Source organism: Arthrobacter sp. Sr24 (genome assembly GCF_054511175.1).
Window position 1 is genome coordinate 1 of record NZ_JBTNDB010000019.1, and the last position, 16,086, is coordinate 16,086.

The 16,086-nt window shown below is 58.8% G+C and carries 13 protein-coding genes; 5 read left to right on the forward strand and 8 right to left on the reverse strand.

What is annotated here, in order from left to right; translation table 11 throughout:
* Positions 1-256: 256 nt before the first annotated feature.
* Positions 257-1,768 (reverse strand): IMP dehydrogenase, encoded by a 1,512-nt coding sequence (guaB, locus tag ACX80D_RS12495; protein WP_459323018.1) that lies wholly within the window; start codon positions 1,766-1,768, stop codon positions 257-259.
* A 338-nt stretch (positions 1,769-2,106) separates the two neighbouring features.
* Between guaB and ACX80D_RS12500 the strand changes: the two genes are divergently transcribed.
* Complete coding sequence (locus tag ACX80D_RS12500) at positions 2,107-4,011, forward strand: heavy metal translocating P-type ATPase (RefSeq protein WP_459323019.1); 1,905 nt, start codon at positions 2,107-2,109, stop codon at positions 4,009-4,011.
* 102 nt (positions 4,012-4,113) lie between these two features.
* Here the strand turns inward: ACX80D_RS12500 and groL are convergent, their stop codons facing one another.
* Positions 4,114-5,718: a chaperonin GroEL gene (gene groL / locus ACX80D_RS12505; protein WP_459323020.1), complete on the reverse strand. Its 1,605-nt coding sequence runs from the start codon at positions 5,716-5,718 to the stop codon at positions 4,114-4,116.
* Between the two features lie 103 nt (positions 5,719-5,821).
* The gene (gene groES / locus ACX80D_RS12510) at positions 5,822-6,118 is read right to left on the reverse strand and encodes a co-chaperone GroES (protein WP_038464523.1); all 297 of its coding nucleotides are present in this window, start codon (positions 6,116-6,118) and stop codon (positions 5,822-5,824) included.
* A gap of 320 nt (positions 6,119-6,438) precedes the next feature.
* Here groES and ACX80D_RS12515 point away from each other — a divergent pair, with 320 nt between their 5' ends.
* Positions 6,439-7,344, forward strand: coding sequence for an ABC transporter ATP-binding protein (locus ACX80D_RS12515; RefSeq protein ID WP_459323022.1), 906 nt, complete (start codon positions 6,439-6,441; stop codon positions 7,342-7,344).
* The gene (locus ACX80D_RS12520) at positions 7,341-8,153 is read left to right on the forward strand and encodes an ABC transporter permease (protein ID WP_459323023.1); all 813 of its coding nucleotides are present in this window, start codon (positions 7,341-7,343) and stop codon (positions 8,151-8,153) included. Before ACX80D_RS12515 ends, ACX80D_RS12520 begins: the two co-directional genes overlap by 4 nt.
* A 135-nt stretch (positions 8,154-8,288) precedes the next feature.
* Here the strand turns inward: ACX80D_RS12520 and ACX80D_RS12525 are convergent, their stop codons facing one another.
* The 4 genes from ACX80D_RS12525 to ACX80D_RS12540 all read right to left on the reverse strand — a co-directional run bounded on the left by ACX80D_RS12525 (position 8,289) and on the right by ACX80D_RS12540 (position 12,196).
* Positions 8,289-9,044, reverse strand: coding sequence for an iron ABC transporter ATP-binding protein (locus ACX80D_RS12525; RefSeq protein ID WP_459323025.1), 756 nt, complete (start codon positions 9,042-9,044; stop codon positions 8,289-8,291).
* The gene (locus tag ACX80D_RS12530; protein ID WP_459323026.1) at positions 9,041-10,105 is read right to left on the reverse strand and encodes an iron chelate uptake ABC transporter family permease subunit; all 1,065 of its coding nucleotides are present in this window, start codon (positions 10,103-10,105) and stop codon (positions 9,041-9,043) included. The genes ACX80D_RS12525 and ACX80D_RS12530 overlap by 4 nt, the downstream gene beginning before the upstream one ends.
* Positions 10,098-11,069 (reverse strand): ABC transporter permease, encoded by a 972-nt coding sequence (locus ACX80D_RS12535; protein WP_459323028.1) that lies wholly within the window; start codon positions 11,067-11,069, stop codon positions 10,098-10,100. The genes ACX80D_RS12530 and ACX80D_RS12535 overlap by 8 nt, the downstream gene beginning before the upstream one ends.
* Positions 11,070-11,218: 149 nt before the next feature.
* A complete protein-coding gene (locus ACX80D_RS12540) occupies positions 11,219-12,196 on the reverse strand; it encodes a siderophore ABC transporter substrate-binding protein (RefSeq protein ID WP_459323029.1) in 978 nt (325 codons plus the stop codon).
* Between the two features lie 145 nt (positions 12,197-12,341).
* Here ACX80D_RS12540 and ACX80D_RS12545 point away from each other — a divergent pair, with 145 nt between their 5' ends.
* Positions 12,342-13,577: a class I SAM-dependent methyltransferase gene (locus tag ACX80D_RS12545; protein ID WP_459323030.1), complete on the forward strand. Its 1,236-nt coding sequence runs from the start codon at positions 12,342-12,344 to the stop codon at positions 13,575-13,577.
* A 221-nt stretch (positions 13,578-13,798) separates the two neighbouring features.
* Here ACX80D_RS12545 and ACX80D_RS12550 read toward each other — a convergent pair whose 3' ends face one another.
* Entirely contained in the window at positions 13,799-14,620 is an 822-nt protein-coding gene (locus ACX80D_RS12550) for a shikimate 5-dehydrogenase (RefSeq protein WP_459323031.1), read from the reverse strand.
* A gap of 109 nt (positions 14,621-14,729) precedes the next feature.
* Here ACX80D_RS12550 and ACX80D_RS12555 point away from each other — a divergent pair, with 109 nt between their 5' ends.
* The gene (locus tag ACX80D_RS12555) at positions 14,730-15,872 is read left to right on the forward strand and encodes a glutamate--cysteine ligase (protein ID WP_459323032.1); all 1,143 of its coding nucleotides are present in this window, start codon (positions 14,730-14,732) and stop codon (positions 15,870-15,872) included.
* The last annotated feature ends 214 nt before the right edge of the window (positions 15,873-16,086 follow it).

Here is a 16,086-nt window from a genome sequence, read left to right on the forward strand (position 1 = left end):
GGAGGTCTTTTGGTTCTTTTTTTCTCTTTTTTTTCCCTCTGGGTAGGTCTGGGTCCCCCCCTCCCCCCCCCCCCCCGCTAAGGTCAGAACTCGATGAAACCACTTCAACAATCGCGCTGGGGAAGGCGTCCACATCGCCCTGCACCCCACTTGAACCACCTAAACCACTTGAACCACCTAAACCACCTAAACCAGTCCAGCGGCCGGCCACCCTTTGAACAAAAGGTGACCGGCCGCCGTCGTGCTTGAGAGGTATTTACTTGTTGTAGTTCGGAGCTTCCACGGTCATGGTGATGTCATGGGGGTGTGATTCCTTCAGGCCAGCAGCCGTGATGCGCACAAACTTGCCGCGCGCTTTCAGCTCAGGGATGGTGGGCGATCCGACGTAGAACATGGTCTGGCGCAGGCCACCCACCAACTGGTAAGCCACCGAAGCCAGCGGCCCGCGATAAGCCACGCGGCCCTCGATGCCTTCGGGGATGAGCTTCTCATCACCGGAAACATCGGCCTGGAAATAACGGTCCTTGGAGTAGGAAGTGTTGTTGCCGCGGGTCTGCATGGCACCCAACGAGCCCATGCCGCGGTAGGCCTTGAACTGCTTGCCGTTGACGAACACGGTCTCGCCCGGGGATTCCTCGGTACCGGCCAAAAGTGAGCCGATCATGACGGTATCGGCGCCCGCTACCAGAGCCTTGCCGATATCGCCGGAGTACTGCAGCCCGCCATCGGCAATCAGCGGAACACCGGCCGGGATAGCAGCCTTGGAGGATTCGTAAATGGCGGTGATCTGCGGAACGCCAACACCTGCCACCACACGGGTGGTGCAGATGGATCCCGGACCAACGCCAACCTTGATGCCGTCAGCACCGGCGTCGATCAGGGCCTGGGCGCCCTCGCGGGTTGCTGCCTGGCCACCGATGACGTCAACGTGGGCGGCAGACTTTTCCTTCTTCAGACGCTGAATCATTTCCAGCACACCCTGGCTGTGGCCGTTGGCGGTGTCTACGAACAACGCGTCAACACCGGCGTCGACAAGAGCCATGGCGCGCTCGTAACCGTCGCCGAAGAAACCGATCGCAGCACCAACACGCAGGCGACCTTCGTCGTCCTTGGTGGCCAACGGGTATTGCTCGGCCTTGGCGAAATCCTTGACGGTGATGAGGCCGCGAAGGACGCCAGCCTTGTCCACGAGGGGAAGCTTTTCAATCTTGTTCTTAGCCAGCAGGCCCGATGCTTCTTCGCGGCTGATGCCAACCTGGCCGGTGATCAGCGGCATGTTCGTCATGACATCGCGGACCAGGCGCGTGGAGTATTCGTTTTCCGGAATGAACACGGTGTCGCGGTTGGTGACGATGCCCATGAGGCGGCCATCCTGATCCACAACCGGCAGCCCTGACACGCGGAACCGGGCACACAACTCATCGAGTTCAGCCAAGGTGGCGTCAGGGCCAACGGTGACCGGGTTGGTGATCATGCCGGATTCGCTGCGCTTGACCAGATCCACTTCCTCGGCCTGGCGTTCGATCGAGAGGTTGCGGTGAACAACACCCAAACCGCCTTGGCGTGCCATGGCGATGGCCATGCGTGACTCGGTCACGGTGTCCATTGCGGCTGAGAGCAACGGAGTCTGGACCGTGATGCGCTTGGAAACCCGTGAGCTGGTATCAGCTTCGGAGGGGATGACGTTGGTGTGCCCGGGAAGGAGCAAAACGTCGTCGTATGTCAGGCCAACAAAGGCGAAAGGATCATGGATTTCAGGCTGGGACACGAAGGCTCCTTGGCGGGGGTAGAACCATTTGAGGGGTGTGCATCCAATGGCCGGTCCCGTAATTACGAAGCTAGCCTGTGCGTTGGTTACAGTCTAAAACGAAAGCGGCCGTTGCCCTATTCCCGTTCCGTGCGTCACACCGGCGGTGGGCTGCGCGGCCATTCCGGTGCCTTCGCAGCGCTGGAACTCTGGCTGGCAGCAAGCGGTGAGGAACGACGTCGTCCGGTGCCTTGGTCCCGGTTCTCACCGTGCTCACGGGGCCAGTTTTGGTCCAGGCCCCGTTGTCACGAGGCTACCGTCAGTGGCGGCTTGTGTGCCGTTAGGGAAGAGTGTTGCCCATGAAGGAAAAAGCACCTGCCCCAGCGTCAGCTCTGGCCCATGCTTCCGCGGCCACGGAGGCTCCTGAACAATCCCGGATTGTGGCCGCACTAAGGCGTTACCCGCTGGTCTGGCTGACCGTGCTGGTTGGCCTAGTTGTGGGCCTCATGTTGTTGCTGGGTGCTGACGCGGGCGCCCGCTGGAGCGCGAGCCTCTACGCCATGGCGATCGTCCTCTACCAGGGTTTCGGCATGGTCAAAGACATTCTGCGTGGCCATTGGGGAATCGACATTCTCGCCATCACGGCGATCGTGGCGACGGTCTCTGTCGGCGAATATTTGGCGTCATTAATCATCATTTTGATGCTGACAGGCGGTGCCGCACTCGAAGATTATGCCACCGGACGTGCCGCCCGTGAGTTGCGGGCCCTCATGGACCGTGCGCCCCGGGCAGCCCACCGCGAGAATGCCGACGGATCCACGAGTGATGTCCCACTGGCTGAGGTTGAGATTGGTGATACTTTGCTGGTCCGCCCTTCTGAGGTGCTGCCGGTGGATGGGACCCTGCTGAACGGTCCGGCCATGTTTGATGAGTCCGCGCTGACCGGTGAAAGCCTGCCTGTGGAGCATGCCTCCGGAGATTTTGTGCCCAGTGGCGCCGTCAACGGGCCTGCCGCGATCCGCTTCAGGGTCACCGCCCGTGAAGAGGATTCGCAGTTCAGCCGCATTATTGCCCTAGTGCGAGAGGCGTCGGAAAGTAAGGCGCCCGTGGTGCGCCTGGCGGATCGATACGCCGTTCCTTTCACCGCGTTTTCATTGGCCCTAGCGGGAATCGCTTGGTACCTCAGCGGTGACCCGGCCCGCTTTGCGGAGGTACTGGTGGTGGCCACACCCTGTCCGCTGCTGATCGCGGCACCGGTCGCTTTCCTTGGTGGCATGAGCCGAGCCGCGAAATCGGGGGTCATTGTCAAGGGCGGAGGCACCCTTGAACAATTGGCTCGGGTCAAGACGGCCGCCTTCGATAAGACCGGGACGCTCACCGCGGGCAACCCGTCATTGGACGAAGTACGTAGCGTTTCCATGCACCCGGATGAGTTGCTGACTCTCGCTGCTTCCGCAGAACAGTATTCTTCCCATGCACTTGCGGCTGCGGTCGTGGCTGAAGGGCTTTCGCGGGGTCTACCTCTGTCAACTTCCGAAGATGCAACCGAGCATGCCACCGATGGGGTAAGTGCTCTCATCAATGGGAGCCGGGTACTGGTCGGCAAGCAGTCGTTTGTAGCTTCACAAGCCTCCGGGGTCCAACAGGCTCCGCTAACTGGAGGACAGCTTGCCGTATATGTGGGTGTTGATGGTGAGTTTGCCGGGACCTTGATCATGCGCGATCCGCTTCGACTCGAAGCCGCCGCAACACTGGCTCAATTACAAGACTTGGGAGTTGCCGACACCGTAATGCTCACCGGTGACGCCGCAGCCACAGCAAACTTCATCGCGGCCGAAGCTGGCATTACCGAAGTCCACGCCGGGTTGTTACCTGCCGATAAGGTCCGGCTTGTCAGCGAACTGCCAAACCGTGGTGTGCTGATGGTGGGCGACGGCATTAACGATGCACCTGTTCTGGCCGCGGCCGACGTCGGTATTGCCATGGGTGCCAAGGGTTCCACCGCTGCCAGCGAGTCAGCAGACGTTGTCATCATGGTGGATGATCTCGCCAAGGTGGCACAGGCTGTGGCGATCGGGCAACGCACCATCCGGATCGCAGTGGAGAGCATCTGGATCGGCATCATCCTGAGCGTGGGGTTAATGTTCTTCGCCGCTTTTGGCAAGATTCCAGCCGTGGCTGGTGCCCTGGCTCAAGAAGTGATCGACCTGGCCACGATCCTGTATGCCCTGCGCGCTCTGGCGCCTGGGCGGCGCCGGAAGTAGAACGCAAAAAGACGGCGCTTGCGGATTCGGATGGCTGTATACAACCATCTTTATCCGCAAGCGCCGTCTTTAATCAGCCGAGATTAAACCGGCGAGTGGGGACTAGTGCTGGTGTGCTTCTTCGACCTCGGCAGGCTTTTCCGTCACGAGAACTTCGGTGGTGAGCACCAAAGCTGCGATGGAGGAAGCGTTGCGCAGGGCTGAACGGGTGACCTTGACCGGGTCGATGACGCCAGCGGAAACCAGGTTCTCGTAGACGCCGGTAGCTGCGTTGAAGCCGAAGCCGTCTTCAAGTTCGCCAACCTTGTGCACTACAACGTAGCCGTCATGGCCAGCGTTCTGTGCGATCCAGCGCAGCGGCTGAGCAACAGCCTTGCGAACCAGTGCGATAGCCGTTGCGGCGTCGCCAGTCAGCGCAAGCACAGCAGCATCTTCGTCGAGTGCCTTGGCGGCCTGTACCAGTGCGGAACCGCCACCGGCAACAATGCCCTCTTCCAAAGCAGCGCGCGTAGCGGAGACAGCGTCCTCGATACGGTGCTTCTTTTCCTTGAGCTCAACCTCGGTGGCTGCGCCAACCTTGATGACGCCGATGCCGCCGGCCAGCTTGGCCAGACGTTCCTGCAGCTTTTCCTTGTCCCAGTCGGAGTCGGTGCGCTTGAGCTCGGCGTGCAGCTGAGCAACACGATCAGCAACATCCTCAGCCGTGCCAGCACCGTCAACGATGGTGGTGTTGTCCTTGGTGACCGTGATGCGGCGAGCCGTACCCAGTACCTCAAGGCCAACCTGGTCCAGGGACAAGCCGATCTCCGGGGAGACAACCTGTGCGCCGGTCAGGATTGCAATGTCCTGCAGCATGGCCTTGCGGCGGTCACCGAAGCCCGGTGCCTTGACAGCTACAACGTTCAACGTGCCGCGCAGGCGGTTCACGATCAGCGTGGACAGTGCCTCGCCGTCGACGTCTTCAGCAATGATGAACAGCGGCTTGTTGGCAGCAAGCGCCTTCTCCAGCAGCGGCAGAAACTCCTGCAGGTTGGAGATTTTGCCCTGGTTAATCAGAACCAGTGCGTCTTCCATGACTGCTTCCTGGCGTTCTGCGTCAGTGACGAAGTACGGGGACAGGTAGCCCTTGTCGAACTGCATGCCCTCGGTGAGGACCAGTTCGGTGGAGGTGGTGGAGGACTCTTCAATGGTGATGACACCATCCTTGCCGACCTTATCGAACGCCTCGGCGAGAAGATCGCCGATTTCCTGGCTCTGAGCGGAGATGGCTGCAACTTCTGCAACCTGTCCACCCTCAACCGGGCGAGCGTTCTCCAGCAGGCGCTTGGCAATGGCTTCAACCGAAACCTGGATGCCGCGCTTGAGCTCGCTGGGAGCCGCACCTGCGGCTACGTTGCGCAGGCCTTCCTTGACCAGTGCCTGTGCCAGAACGGTGGCCGTGGTGGTGCCGTCGCCGGCAACATCGTTGGTCTTCGTGGCAACTTCCTTGGCCAGCTGTGCGCCAAGGTTTTCGTAGGGGTCTTCCAACTCAACTTCGCGAGCGATCGTCACGCCGTCGTTGGTGATGGTGGGAGCACCCCACTTCTTATCGAGCACAACGTTGCGACCGCGCGGGCCCAACGTTACTTTGACGGTGTCCGCCAACTTGTCGATGCCGGCCTCGAGGGCCTTGCGTGCATCGTCATTAAACTGAAGCTGCTTTGCCATGCGTTTGTCCTTTCACGCAAAGACCCCGCACCGGTGACTGGTCTCGATTGGCTCGATCACAGATCTGGGCACGGGGCTTTACAAAAGTGGTTGACGAAAGTCGTTACTTAACGACGATTGCCAGTACGTCGCGGGCAGAGAGAACCAACAGTTCCTCGCCACCGGTCTTGACTTCGGTGCCACCGTACTTGGAGTAGATGACTACGTCGCCAACAGCAACGTCGATCGGAACACGGTTGCCGTTGTCGTCAACACGTCCGGGGCCCACTGCCACTACTTCGCCCTCCTGGGGCTTTTCCTTGGCAGTGTCCGGGATAACCAGACCGGAAGCGGTAGTCAGCTCTGCTTCGAGCTGGCGAACAACAATACGATCCTCAAGAGGCTTAATAGAGACCGACACTCGGACCTCTCCTTCACACGTAAATTTTTTGGATGCTTGGCAATCTTCTCGTCCATGATTTTTTGGAGCCCAACCGTCGTCGCGGTGCCGGTGATGCTCCCATGGCCAAAAAGAAAAGCAAGTTGGCACCCTCAGGGTGAGAGTGCTAACTCCGACTCTAGGGAACTGATTAGCACTCGGTCAAGGCGAGTGCCAGATTCGTCGTGAAAAGTACGACGACGGCGGGCCTAGTTTCGCTCACGGCGCACCTTTGGTGGCAGCTTTGGCCGCGGTGTTCGTGCGGCTTGTTCACAATCAGGTGCGGGTGAAAAGATGCAGCCATGACTTTAAGCCCTGTTCAAGTGCGTGACCTGAAGAAAAGCTATGGCACCTTCACGGCCGTCGATGGCATCAGCTTCGATATCCATGAGGGCGAAACTTTTGCGCTTCTGGGCCCCAATGGCGCTGGGAAGAGCACCACTATTGAAATCTTGGAGGGTTACCGAGATAGGACTAGCGGCGATGTTCAAGTGCTAGGCGTAGATCCGCAACAGGGTGGTTTGGATTGGAAAGCCCAACTGGGAATCGTGCTGCAGTCGACAGGTGAGAGCGGCAACGTCACAGTCCTTGAACAGTTGAATCACTTCGCCGCCTATTACCCTCACCCACGCAAGGTCTCCGATGTTATTGAGGCTGTGGGGCTGGGCAGCAAGGCCAAAACGCGGATCAGCAAACTCTCCGGTGGTCAGCGTCGGCGCGTGGATGTGGCCTTGGGGATCATTGGCAGGCCCAAGCTTTTGTTTCTCGATGAACCCACCACGGGTTTTGATCCGGAGGCGCGGCGGCAATTCTGGGACCTGATCAATCAGCTCAAGAGCGAAGGGACCACTATCTTGTTGACCACTCACTACCTCGACGAGGCGGCCACGCTGGCTGACCGAGCCGGCGTGATTGCTGGCGGCAAACTAGTAGACATTGGTGCAATTGACGAGATAGGCGGCACCGAGGCCCGTGTGCCGTTAGTTCGGTGGCGCCAAGGTGGGGCCACCCGTTCTGAACGCACCAGCGAACCAGCGGCACTGGCAGCCCGGCTGTTCGCGGAGCATGGAGGGGAGGTCCCTGGCCTGGAAATCACCCGGCCAAGTCTCGAGGACATTTACTTGGACATGGTGGGCGCTCACGCGGCCGCACAGCAGGCGGAATCGCAGGATTCCAAGCCGGCTGCTCTGGAAGGCGGTGCGGCATGAGAACTTTGCAGCTGGGCATGTTCCGTATCGGCTACGAACTTAAACTGTATTTCCGTCAGGGCGATTCGGTGTTTTTCACGTTTTTGTTCCCGATCGTGATGCTCTCCATTTTTGCCGTCGCCTTCAGCACTACCGAAAATGTGGGCGCTGCACCTGATGGCAGTGGCGGCATTTCCTGGGCCGCGTTTTATGTTCCGGGTATGGTGGCCGCGGGCATGCTGCTCAGCGGCGTCCAAAACTTGGCCGTGGATATCGCCACGGAGAAGGGCGATGGGACACTCAAACGTTTGGGAGGTACTCCCCTGCCGGTGTTTGCCTACTTCATGGGCAAGATCGGCATGGTGCTGGTGAGCTCCGTGGCGCAGGTATTGCTGCTGCTGTTGGTCGCCCGCTTTGCCTTCAACGTTGAGCTACCCACGGATGCCGACAAATGGCTGACGTTTGCTTGGGTCTTCTTATTTGGTGTGATCACCAGTTGCGTTTTGGGCATTGCCCTCTCCGCGTTGCCGCGCACAGGCAAAAGTGCCACCGCAGTGGTGATCCCTCTGGTATTAGTTCTGCAATTCATCTCTGGCGTGTATTTGAGTTTTACTCAGCTGCCTTCCTGGTTGCAAAACTTCGCCAGTATTTTCCCGCTGAAATGGATGGCCCAGGGCATGCGCAGCGTGTTCTTGCCAGCATCGTTTGAGGCCGCAGAGTCCAGCGGTGCGTGGGACTTAGGACTGGTGGCTTTGGTCATGGGGCTGTGGCTCGTGGCAGGCCTGGTACTGTGCCGCATCACGTTCCGTTGGATCCGCAAGGACAGCTAGCAGTCGCCTGCACCGCCCAGACGCACACAGCAGACGCTATCGCAGCAATGGCTGAAAAAATCGGGACGCTATCGCACCTCAGTGGGCTAGCGTCCGTCAAAATCACACCATTGCTGCGATAGCGTCGGGAGTTTCTCAGTAGTACACGGCCAACGGACCACGAGGACCGTCAATAACCTCAACCGGGGTGTCAAAGACCCGGCTCAGGACCTCGCCCGTCATGATCTGGGCCGGAGTGCCAAACTCAATGACTTTCCCGTCCTTCACGGCACAGATGTAATCGGCGTAGTGCCCGGCAAAATTGATGTCGTGAAGCACGATCACGATGGTGCGCCCCAGTTCCGCGGCGGCGCGGTGCAGATGCTGCATCATCTGCGCGGAGTGCTTCATATCCAGGTTGTTCAGCGGCTCATCGAGCAGGACGTGCTCGGTATCCTGGGCCAAGACCATGGCCACATAGGCACGCTGGCGCTGGCCACCGGAGAGCTGGTCAAGGTAACGGTTTTCTAGATCTTCCAGGCCTAGGAAGTCTATGGAACGGCTGATGAGCTCTTCATCTTGTGCGTTGAGACGGCCTTTGGAGTATGGAAAACGGCCAAAACCTACCAGCTGGCGAACCGTGAGCCGGGTGACGAAGTGGTTCTCTTGGCGCAGGATTGAGACGATCTTGGCCAGGTCCTTAGATGAGGTGCTGGCCACGTCGTAACCGGCTACCTCGATGGTTCCGGCGTCCAGACCCAGCAAGCGCCCCACCATGGTCAGCAACGTGGATTTTCCCGCGCCGTTAGGGCCCACCATGGCCGTGATCCCTCCGGTCGGAATGACCAAATCCACCGGGCCGATGGCGACTTCGCTGCTGTATTTCTTGTGGACGTCCTTGAGCGTAATCACAAACGGCCCTTTCTGAGGATGAAGATGAGGAAGACGGTGCCGCCGATAGCTTCGATGAGGATCGAGACCACACCTTCGGCGTAGAAGACGTTCTTCATGATGAAGTAGGCGCCGGACAGGACTACGAATCCGGTCAGGACTGCAACGGGGAAGATGTAGCGGTGGTCGTAACTGTCAGCGAGCTGATAAGCCAAAGTGGCAACGAGAAAGCCCAGGAATGTCATGGGGCCAACCAATGCGGTAGAGACGGCCATCAGGATGGAGACCAGAAACAGAACGCGCATCACCTCAAAGCGGTGGTTCAAGCCAAGGTTGATGCTGGCATCCTTGCCCAGTGCGATGACGTTGAGGCGTTTGGAGTTCAGGAGGAGAAGAACGCCAGCCACCACGACCAGTGGAATGGCAACAGGCAGGTAGCTGACATCGGCGTTGGAGATGGAGCCAAAAAGCCGGGCCGTGAGAATGTCGAATTCACTCGGCGTCAGCAGACGCTGCATGAACGTTGAGATGGAGCCAAGCCCGCCCCCGATGACGATGCCCACCAACAGCATGATCTGCAGGTTTCCATACTTGCCGGACAGCAGCCAACCAAACAGTGCCAGCGAGAGCGCCACCATGATGGCCACCTGCAACATGAATTGCGGGACGCCTTGGACGGCGACAACCCCAGCAGCGCCCATGAAAAAGACGGCAGCTGTTTGAACCGCCATGTAAAGGGATTCGAACCCCAAGATGGAGGGGGTGATGATGCGGTTATTGGTGACCGTTTGGAAACTGACGGTGGCCAGCGCCTGACATACGGCCACAATGAGCATGACCCCTACACTGGTGACTCGTAGTTCGGCGATGAGCCAGAATCCGGGAGAGCCCACGGGCATCGGGTTATCCCAAGCGAGTAGGCCAGCACCAAAACCTAGAGCCAGCACAATCAGCAAGCTCAGGACAATCCAGTACCTGCGGCTGACAGCCTTCGTAGGAAGTGGTCCTGATTTTCGTATCCGCGGGCTGGTTTTCGGGGTTTTGCGGGCAGGTACAGAAACCTTCGTGCCGGTATCAAGCATTTCGACGCTGCCTTAGGAGAAGTCCAATAAATACGATGGCACCGACTATGCCTAGGATCAGTGAAACCGGTACCTCGAAGGGCATGATGATGGTGCGCCCAATCAAGTCGCAGACCGTCACGATTGCAATGCCGAGTAGACAAACCCACGGCAGGTTGCTGCGCAGATCATCACCCCGGAACATGGAGACAATGTTTGGGACAATCAACCCTAGGAACGGTAAATTGCCTACCACCACGGTCACAACGCCGGTGGCGACGGCGATCAGTGCGGTACCGAGAAGCATGATCTGGTTGTAGTTCAGGCCCACGTTGGTGGCGATGTCCTCGCCGAGACCGGCTACGGTAAATCTGTCCGCAACGATGAAGATCACCACGGCCACAATGGCTACGATCCACAGCACCTCATACTGCCCACGCAGGACTGCGGTGAAGCTACCGGCGAACCAGATTCCCAGGCTCTGCAGCATATCGGTTTGCAGAGCGATGAAAGTGGAAATTGCGCCGACCACCGAGCCGAGCATGATGCCCACAATAGGAACTGTCAACGACGCCTTTAGAGAAACTCGGCGCAGAAACAAAAAGAAGATCATGGTGCCGATGAAGGCGGCCGCGATGGCGCCTGACATTTTAGCCAGAATGCTGGCCGTGGGAAAGAGGATCATGACTACCAGCAGGCCCAATCCCGCCCATTCGGTGGTTCCGGTGGTGCTGGGCGAGACAAATCTATTTTGCGTCAGCAACTGCATTACCAGCCCGGACATCGCCATGGCGGCCCCCGCCAATACCAGCCCAATGGTGCGCGGGATGCGGGTGATGGCGAACATCTCGCCGCCATCCTTGCCGCCGAAAATGTCGTATACACCTGTAAACAGAGAAATCACCAGCAGCAGAGCCACGATGGCAATGCCGATGATGAGTTTGGGGTCAAAGAGTTTGCCCTTGGAGGGGGCTCGGGTGGTCATGGCCGTCATCGTCCAGCCGTCCCTTTCAGATTGCTCATGGAATTTACGCAGCAGACACCAGCGCAGTAAAACAACACCGTTGAAACCAACACAGTGGCGGGTCTGGATAAGAGGCCCAGACCCGCCACCACATTAGGAAATCAGGAAAATTACTTGCCTTCGAAAGCGTCGGCGATGGCGTTGAAGAACTCCGTGTAGGTCTGGATCCCTTCGTTGGTGTAGGAATCGTTGGGCATGAAGATTACGTTGCCTTCCTTGGAAGCGGTGACGTTCTTCAGGGCATCAGACTTGGTCAGCAGTTCTTTGCCAGCCACGTAGGTGGGGTCCTCAGCGCCGGTGGCGGCGTCGCGGTCCATGGCGAAGATCCAGTCTGGGTTGGAGCCGGCAATGGCTTCAACGGAGATGTCATCGCCCTGGTGGTCTGTGCTGGCGTCCTTGACTTCCAGAGCCGGGGTCAGGCCCAGGATGTCAAAGACAGGGCCCAAGCTGCGGCCGTTGCCGGGAGCAGCGTAGTTGATGTTGCCACCGGAGGTGATCAGGGCCATGACCGTCGAGTCCTTGGTGTAGGCCTTCTTGGCCCGGACAATCGCGGCGTCAAGATCATCAGTGAGCTTCTTCGCTTCAGCCTGCTTGCCAAAAACCTCGCCCAGAACCGTGGTCTGACGCTTCAGCTCGGCATCTAAGGGTTCACCTTCGCGGGGATCCAACTCAAGTACCGTGGCATTCGGGGCCAACTTGGTGAAGTCATCGTGGAACTGAGCAAAACGCTGACCATTGACGATCAGCTGGGGAGCTGCGGCCACAACGGCTTCGAGGTTCGGCTCGCGGTGGCTGCCCAAGTCGATGATGGAGGTATCGGTCTTGTAAGCACTGGTCTTCGGCATCAACGCGACGGCACCGGCCGTGAGCTTTACACCCCAGTCGGAGAGAGTCTCAAAGGTGCGGTTGTCGGTAGCGACAACGGATGACAGCGGGAGGTTGATGGTCTGCGAACCGTTATTGTCTTCGACGGTGACAGATGATGCCGCAGCGGTTTCCTCAGAAGTAGCGGCCGCCTGCCCGCCACAGGCAGTGAGCGCCAGAACAGCGGCGGTAGCGGCAAACGTGAGTAGGTGCTTCTTCAGCATCGTTTTTCTCCAGAGGTAGGTTAGCTTAGGCAATCCTTATAAGCAGTCATCACAAACTATTACATCCGGAAATAATTGCGCAACTTATGCGTAGCGTATTTACTGTGACCCTCATCATAGTAGTTGCGGCAGTTAGGCTTGGGGCATGTCCCATGATGCAATTTCTCCGCTCCTAACCGTTGAAGGCTGGGAACTTTTGTTATCCCTGCGCCCCTATAACGAAAAAGATTCCCTCAAACTTAACGACTCACTTCGTAAAGCAGGCCACTCCCCCGAGCTGGTTGCCGCCGCCTTGACCCAATCCCGGTTGCGAGCCAAGGCAGAAGCCAAATTTGGCGAGTTCGCCCACCAAATGCTGTTCACCCAGGCTGGCCTGGAACAAGCCACTCGATTGAACATTGCGGCCTTACATGCCCAAAGATTTACGACGGCGGGCATCACCAAAGTTGCCGATCTGGGCTGCGGTTTGGGTGCTGATTCCTTAGCTATGGCGAGTCTGGATATCAATGTCACGGCCGTGGAAATGGATGAAATTACCGCGGCCTGCACCACGGTAAACCTGATGCCTTTCCCGCACGCGCAGGTGCTTTGTGCCAATGCTCAGAACGTTGACCTCGCAGGTATTGAGGGCGTGTGGCTGGATCCAGCCCGCCGCACCACCAGCACCTCCGGCACCACAAGGCTCTTTGATCCCGAAGCCTTCTCACCTCCGCTATCTTTCGTGGAGGAGCTGGCGGACAAGGGATTGGCAGTGGGCGTGAAAATGGGGCCGGGGATCCCCCACGATGCCGTCCCAAATACCGCAGAGGCCCAATGGATTTCCATCAATGGTGATGTGGTGGAGGCCGGGCTGTACTTCAATCAGCTGGCACGCCCCGGCATACGCCGCGCCGCTTTGGTTATCGGTAAACACGGCAGCGCCGAACTGACCAGCGCCGAAAAATATCAGCCACAGGAGCAGGATGCTCAAATCGGCCCTGTCAGCGGGTTCCTCTACGAGCCCGATGGTGCAGTCATCCGCGCCGGCCTTGTGGCGGATCTAGCACGCGTGATGGGCGCCCATCTGCTCGATGAACACATTGCCTATCTCTCCTCCGATGAGCCGATCGACACTCCTTTTGCTCGGAGCTACAAGGTCCTCGAAGTCAAGCCATTCAACGTCAAGGCCCTCAAGGCCTGGGTCAAAGCCAACCGGATTGGCGTTCTGGACATCAAGAAACGTGGAGTTTCAACCACCCCGGAAGAACTGCGCCGACAACTTCTCACTGGCTCCGGCAAGGGCCCCAACAAGGCGACTTTGGTACTGACACGGATTGGCGAGGACCGAGTCGCCATCGTGGTGGAACCCCACGACTTCGCGGATGCTCCACACGCGCGCTAACCAGTCGCTCTTCTGCTAAGTGGGCCGCTTCAGGTCAGCATTTATAGGCCTTCACCAACAGCCCTCTCGCAGCAATGGTGCGTTTCTCAACAACCCTCTCGCACTGCCGGAGTCACCCCAAAACCCACGTCTACGCGCATTGCGCGAGCGTTTGGAGGAAAGACACCATTGGTGCGCGAGCGTCCGGAGGAAAGACACCATTGCTGCGCGAGCGTCCGGGGTCAGCTGCGGGAAAACTCGGAGGCTTCGCGGACCAGCTCTGCGCTGGGCCGCACCCCGGTGTACAACACAAACTGCTCCTCGGCCTGAATGGCGATGACCTCGGCGCCCGTGATAACTTGCTTTCCGGCCGCACGGGCCGCCTTGATCAGCGGGGTTTCGGCGGGAAGCGCGACGACGTCAAACACCACTTGCGCGGCACTCACCAGTGCGTCGCTGAAGGACTGCACGGCTTCATCTGCTCCCGCCATCCCCAGCGGGGTGACATTGATGAGCATGCCGGCGGCCACATCGCTGGCATCGCTAACCTCAGCCAACCAAGAGAATCCATACAGCGCAGCAAGAGCCCGGCCTCGCTCCTCGTTGCGAGCCACTATCGTGACCCGCGCAAATCCGGCGTCGTGCAGGGCAGCGGCAACAGCCTTAGCCATTCCGCCGGAGCCACGCAACAACACAGTTGTTTCTGGGTCGAGGGCATTCTCAGCCAGCAGCCGGGCAATGGCGAGGTAATCGGTGTTGTAGGCGGTGAGCACGCCGCTGTCATTGACGATGGTGTTGACCGAATCGATGGCCGAGGCGGAGGCGTCCATGACGTCAATGAGGGCGATGACGTCCTCTTTATACGGCATGGAGACGGCGGCGCCACGAATGCCCAGACCCCTGATGCCGGCAACGGCCTGCGCGAGATCGGTCGGGGCGAACGCTTTGTAGATAAAGTTCAGGCCCAGAGCGTCGTAGAGGTAGTTGTGAAAGCGCGTGCCAATGTTGCTGGGGCGGGCCGCGAGGGAAATGCACAAGGTCATGTCTTTGTTCAGGATCGGCATGCATCCATTGTGCCGCAGATCCTGAACTACAATCGTAAATGCAGCTGGTGTCGTGCCGCGTCGCATCCCTTACTTCAGCACCATTCAGCATTGCCTAGGAGGCCTCGCAGTGAAGATTGATTTCGCCAAATCTGAGCAATCTACACTTGGTTTGGAGTGGGAAATTGCTCTCGTTGACTCCGAAACCGGCGATCTAGCAGCGCGCGCCAACGATGTTTTTGCCAACATCTTGGCCGCTGATCCAGACGTTTGGGTTGATGGTGAACACCCTCAAATCAAGGGTGAGATGCTGCAAAACACTGTGGAATTGGTCACTGGCGTTAACCACACGGTTTCTGAGGGGCTCGAAGATTTGCGCCGGAGCTTGAACACGCTGCGCAAGGCAACCACCCCGCTGGGCTTGGAGCTACTCAGTGCCGGAACTCACCCCTTCAGCGACCCTTTCGCTCAGGCCGTGACGGACAAGGAACGCTACGCCAAGCTGGTGGATCGAACCCAGTGGTGGGGCTCGCAGATGCTCATCTACGGGGTGCATGTGCATGTGGGTCTGGACCACGTTTCCAAGGCCATGCCAGTGCTCGACGGCCTGGTTAATCACTTCCCGCATTTTCAGGCGCTTTCGGCGTCCTCCCCTTACTGGAATGGTCAGGACACCGGCTACGCCTCCCAGCGAGCCTTGATGTTCCAGCAACTACCCACCGCAGGTTTGCCGTTCCAATTCCCTGATTGGGCCTCGTACGAATCGTATGTTCAGGACATGTTCACCACCGGTGTCATCGATGCGCACAATGAAATCCGTTGGGACATCCGTCCTGTGGCTGGCTTGGGAACCATTGAAATGCGCATCTGCGACGGCATGTCCACACTCGAGGAAATTGGCGCCGTTGCTGCCCTGACGCAGTGTTTGGTGCAGGATTTTTCTGACACGCTTGACGACGGCGGCACCATCCCCACCATGCCACCGTGGCACATCCAAGAAAACAAGTGGCGAGCTGCCAGATACGGCATGGACGCCATCATCATCCTCGATGCCGCTGGCAAGGAACAGCTCGTCACCGAGCACCTTGTGGAACTGCTGAACAAGCTGGAACCTGTGGCCGCCAAGTTGGGCTGCGCCGATGAACTCGCCAGCGTAGAGAACATCATTGCCACGGGCGCAAGCTACCAACGCCAGCGCCGAGTCGCCGCAGCCCACCAGGGTGAGCTGCGCGCCGTCGTGCGTGAATTAGTGGCAGAGATGGCAAGCAACTAGCCTCTCATCCCACGCAGTCTTCGGCGACGCTAGCGCGCCCCTTTTAGTAAATCGCGGGGCCAGATCCACGCCACGGACCGGCGCCCGGCGCCCCACACCCCAAGGGCTTCCTAACGGCTTTTGCCGAGAGCTGGGGCACAGTTATCAGAGCGTTGCCCCGCTTCCGTCCGCTTGAGTCGCCACTCTCACATGTGAGCGCAGCAACTTTTCCCGA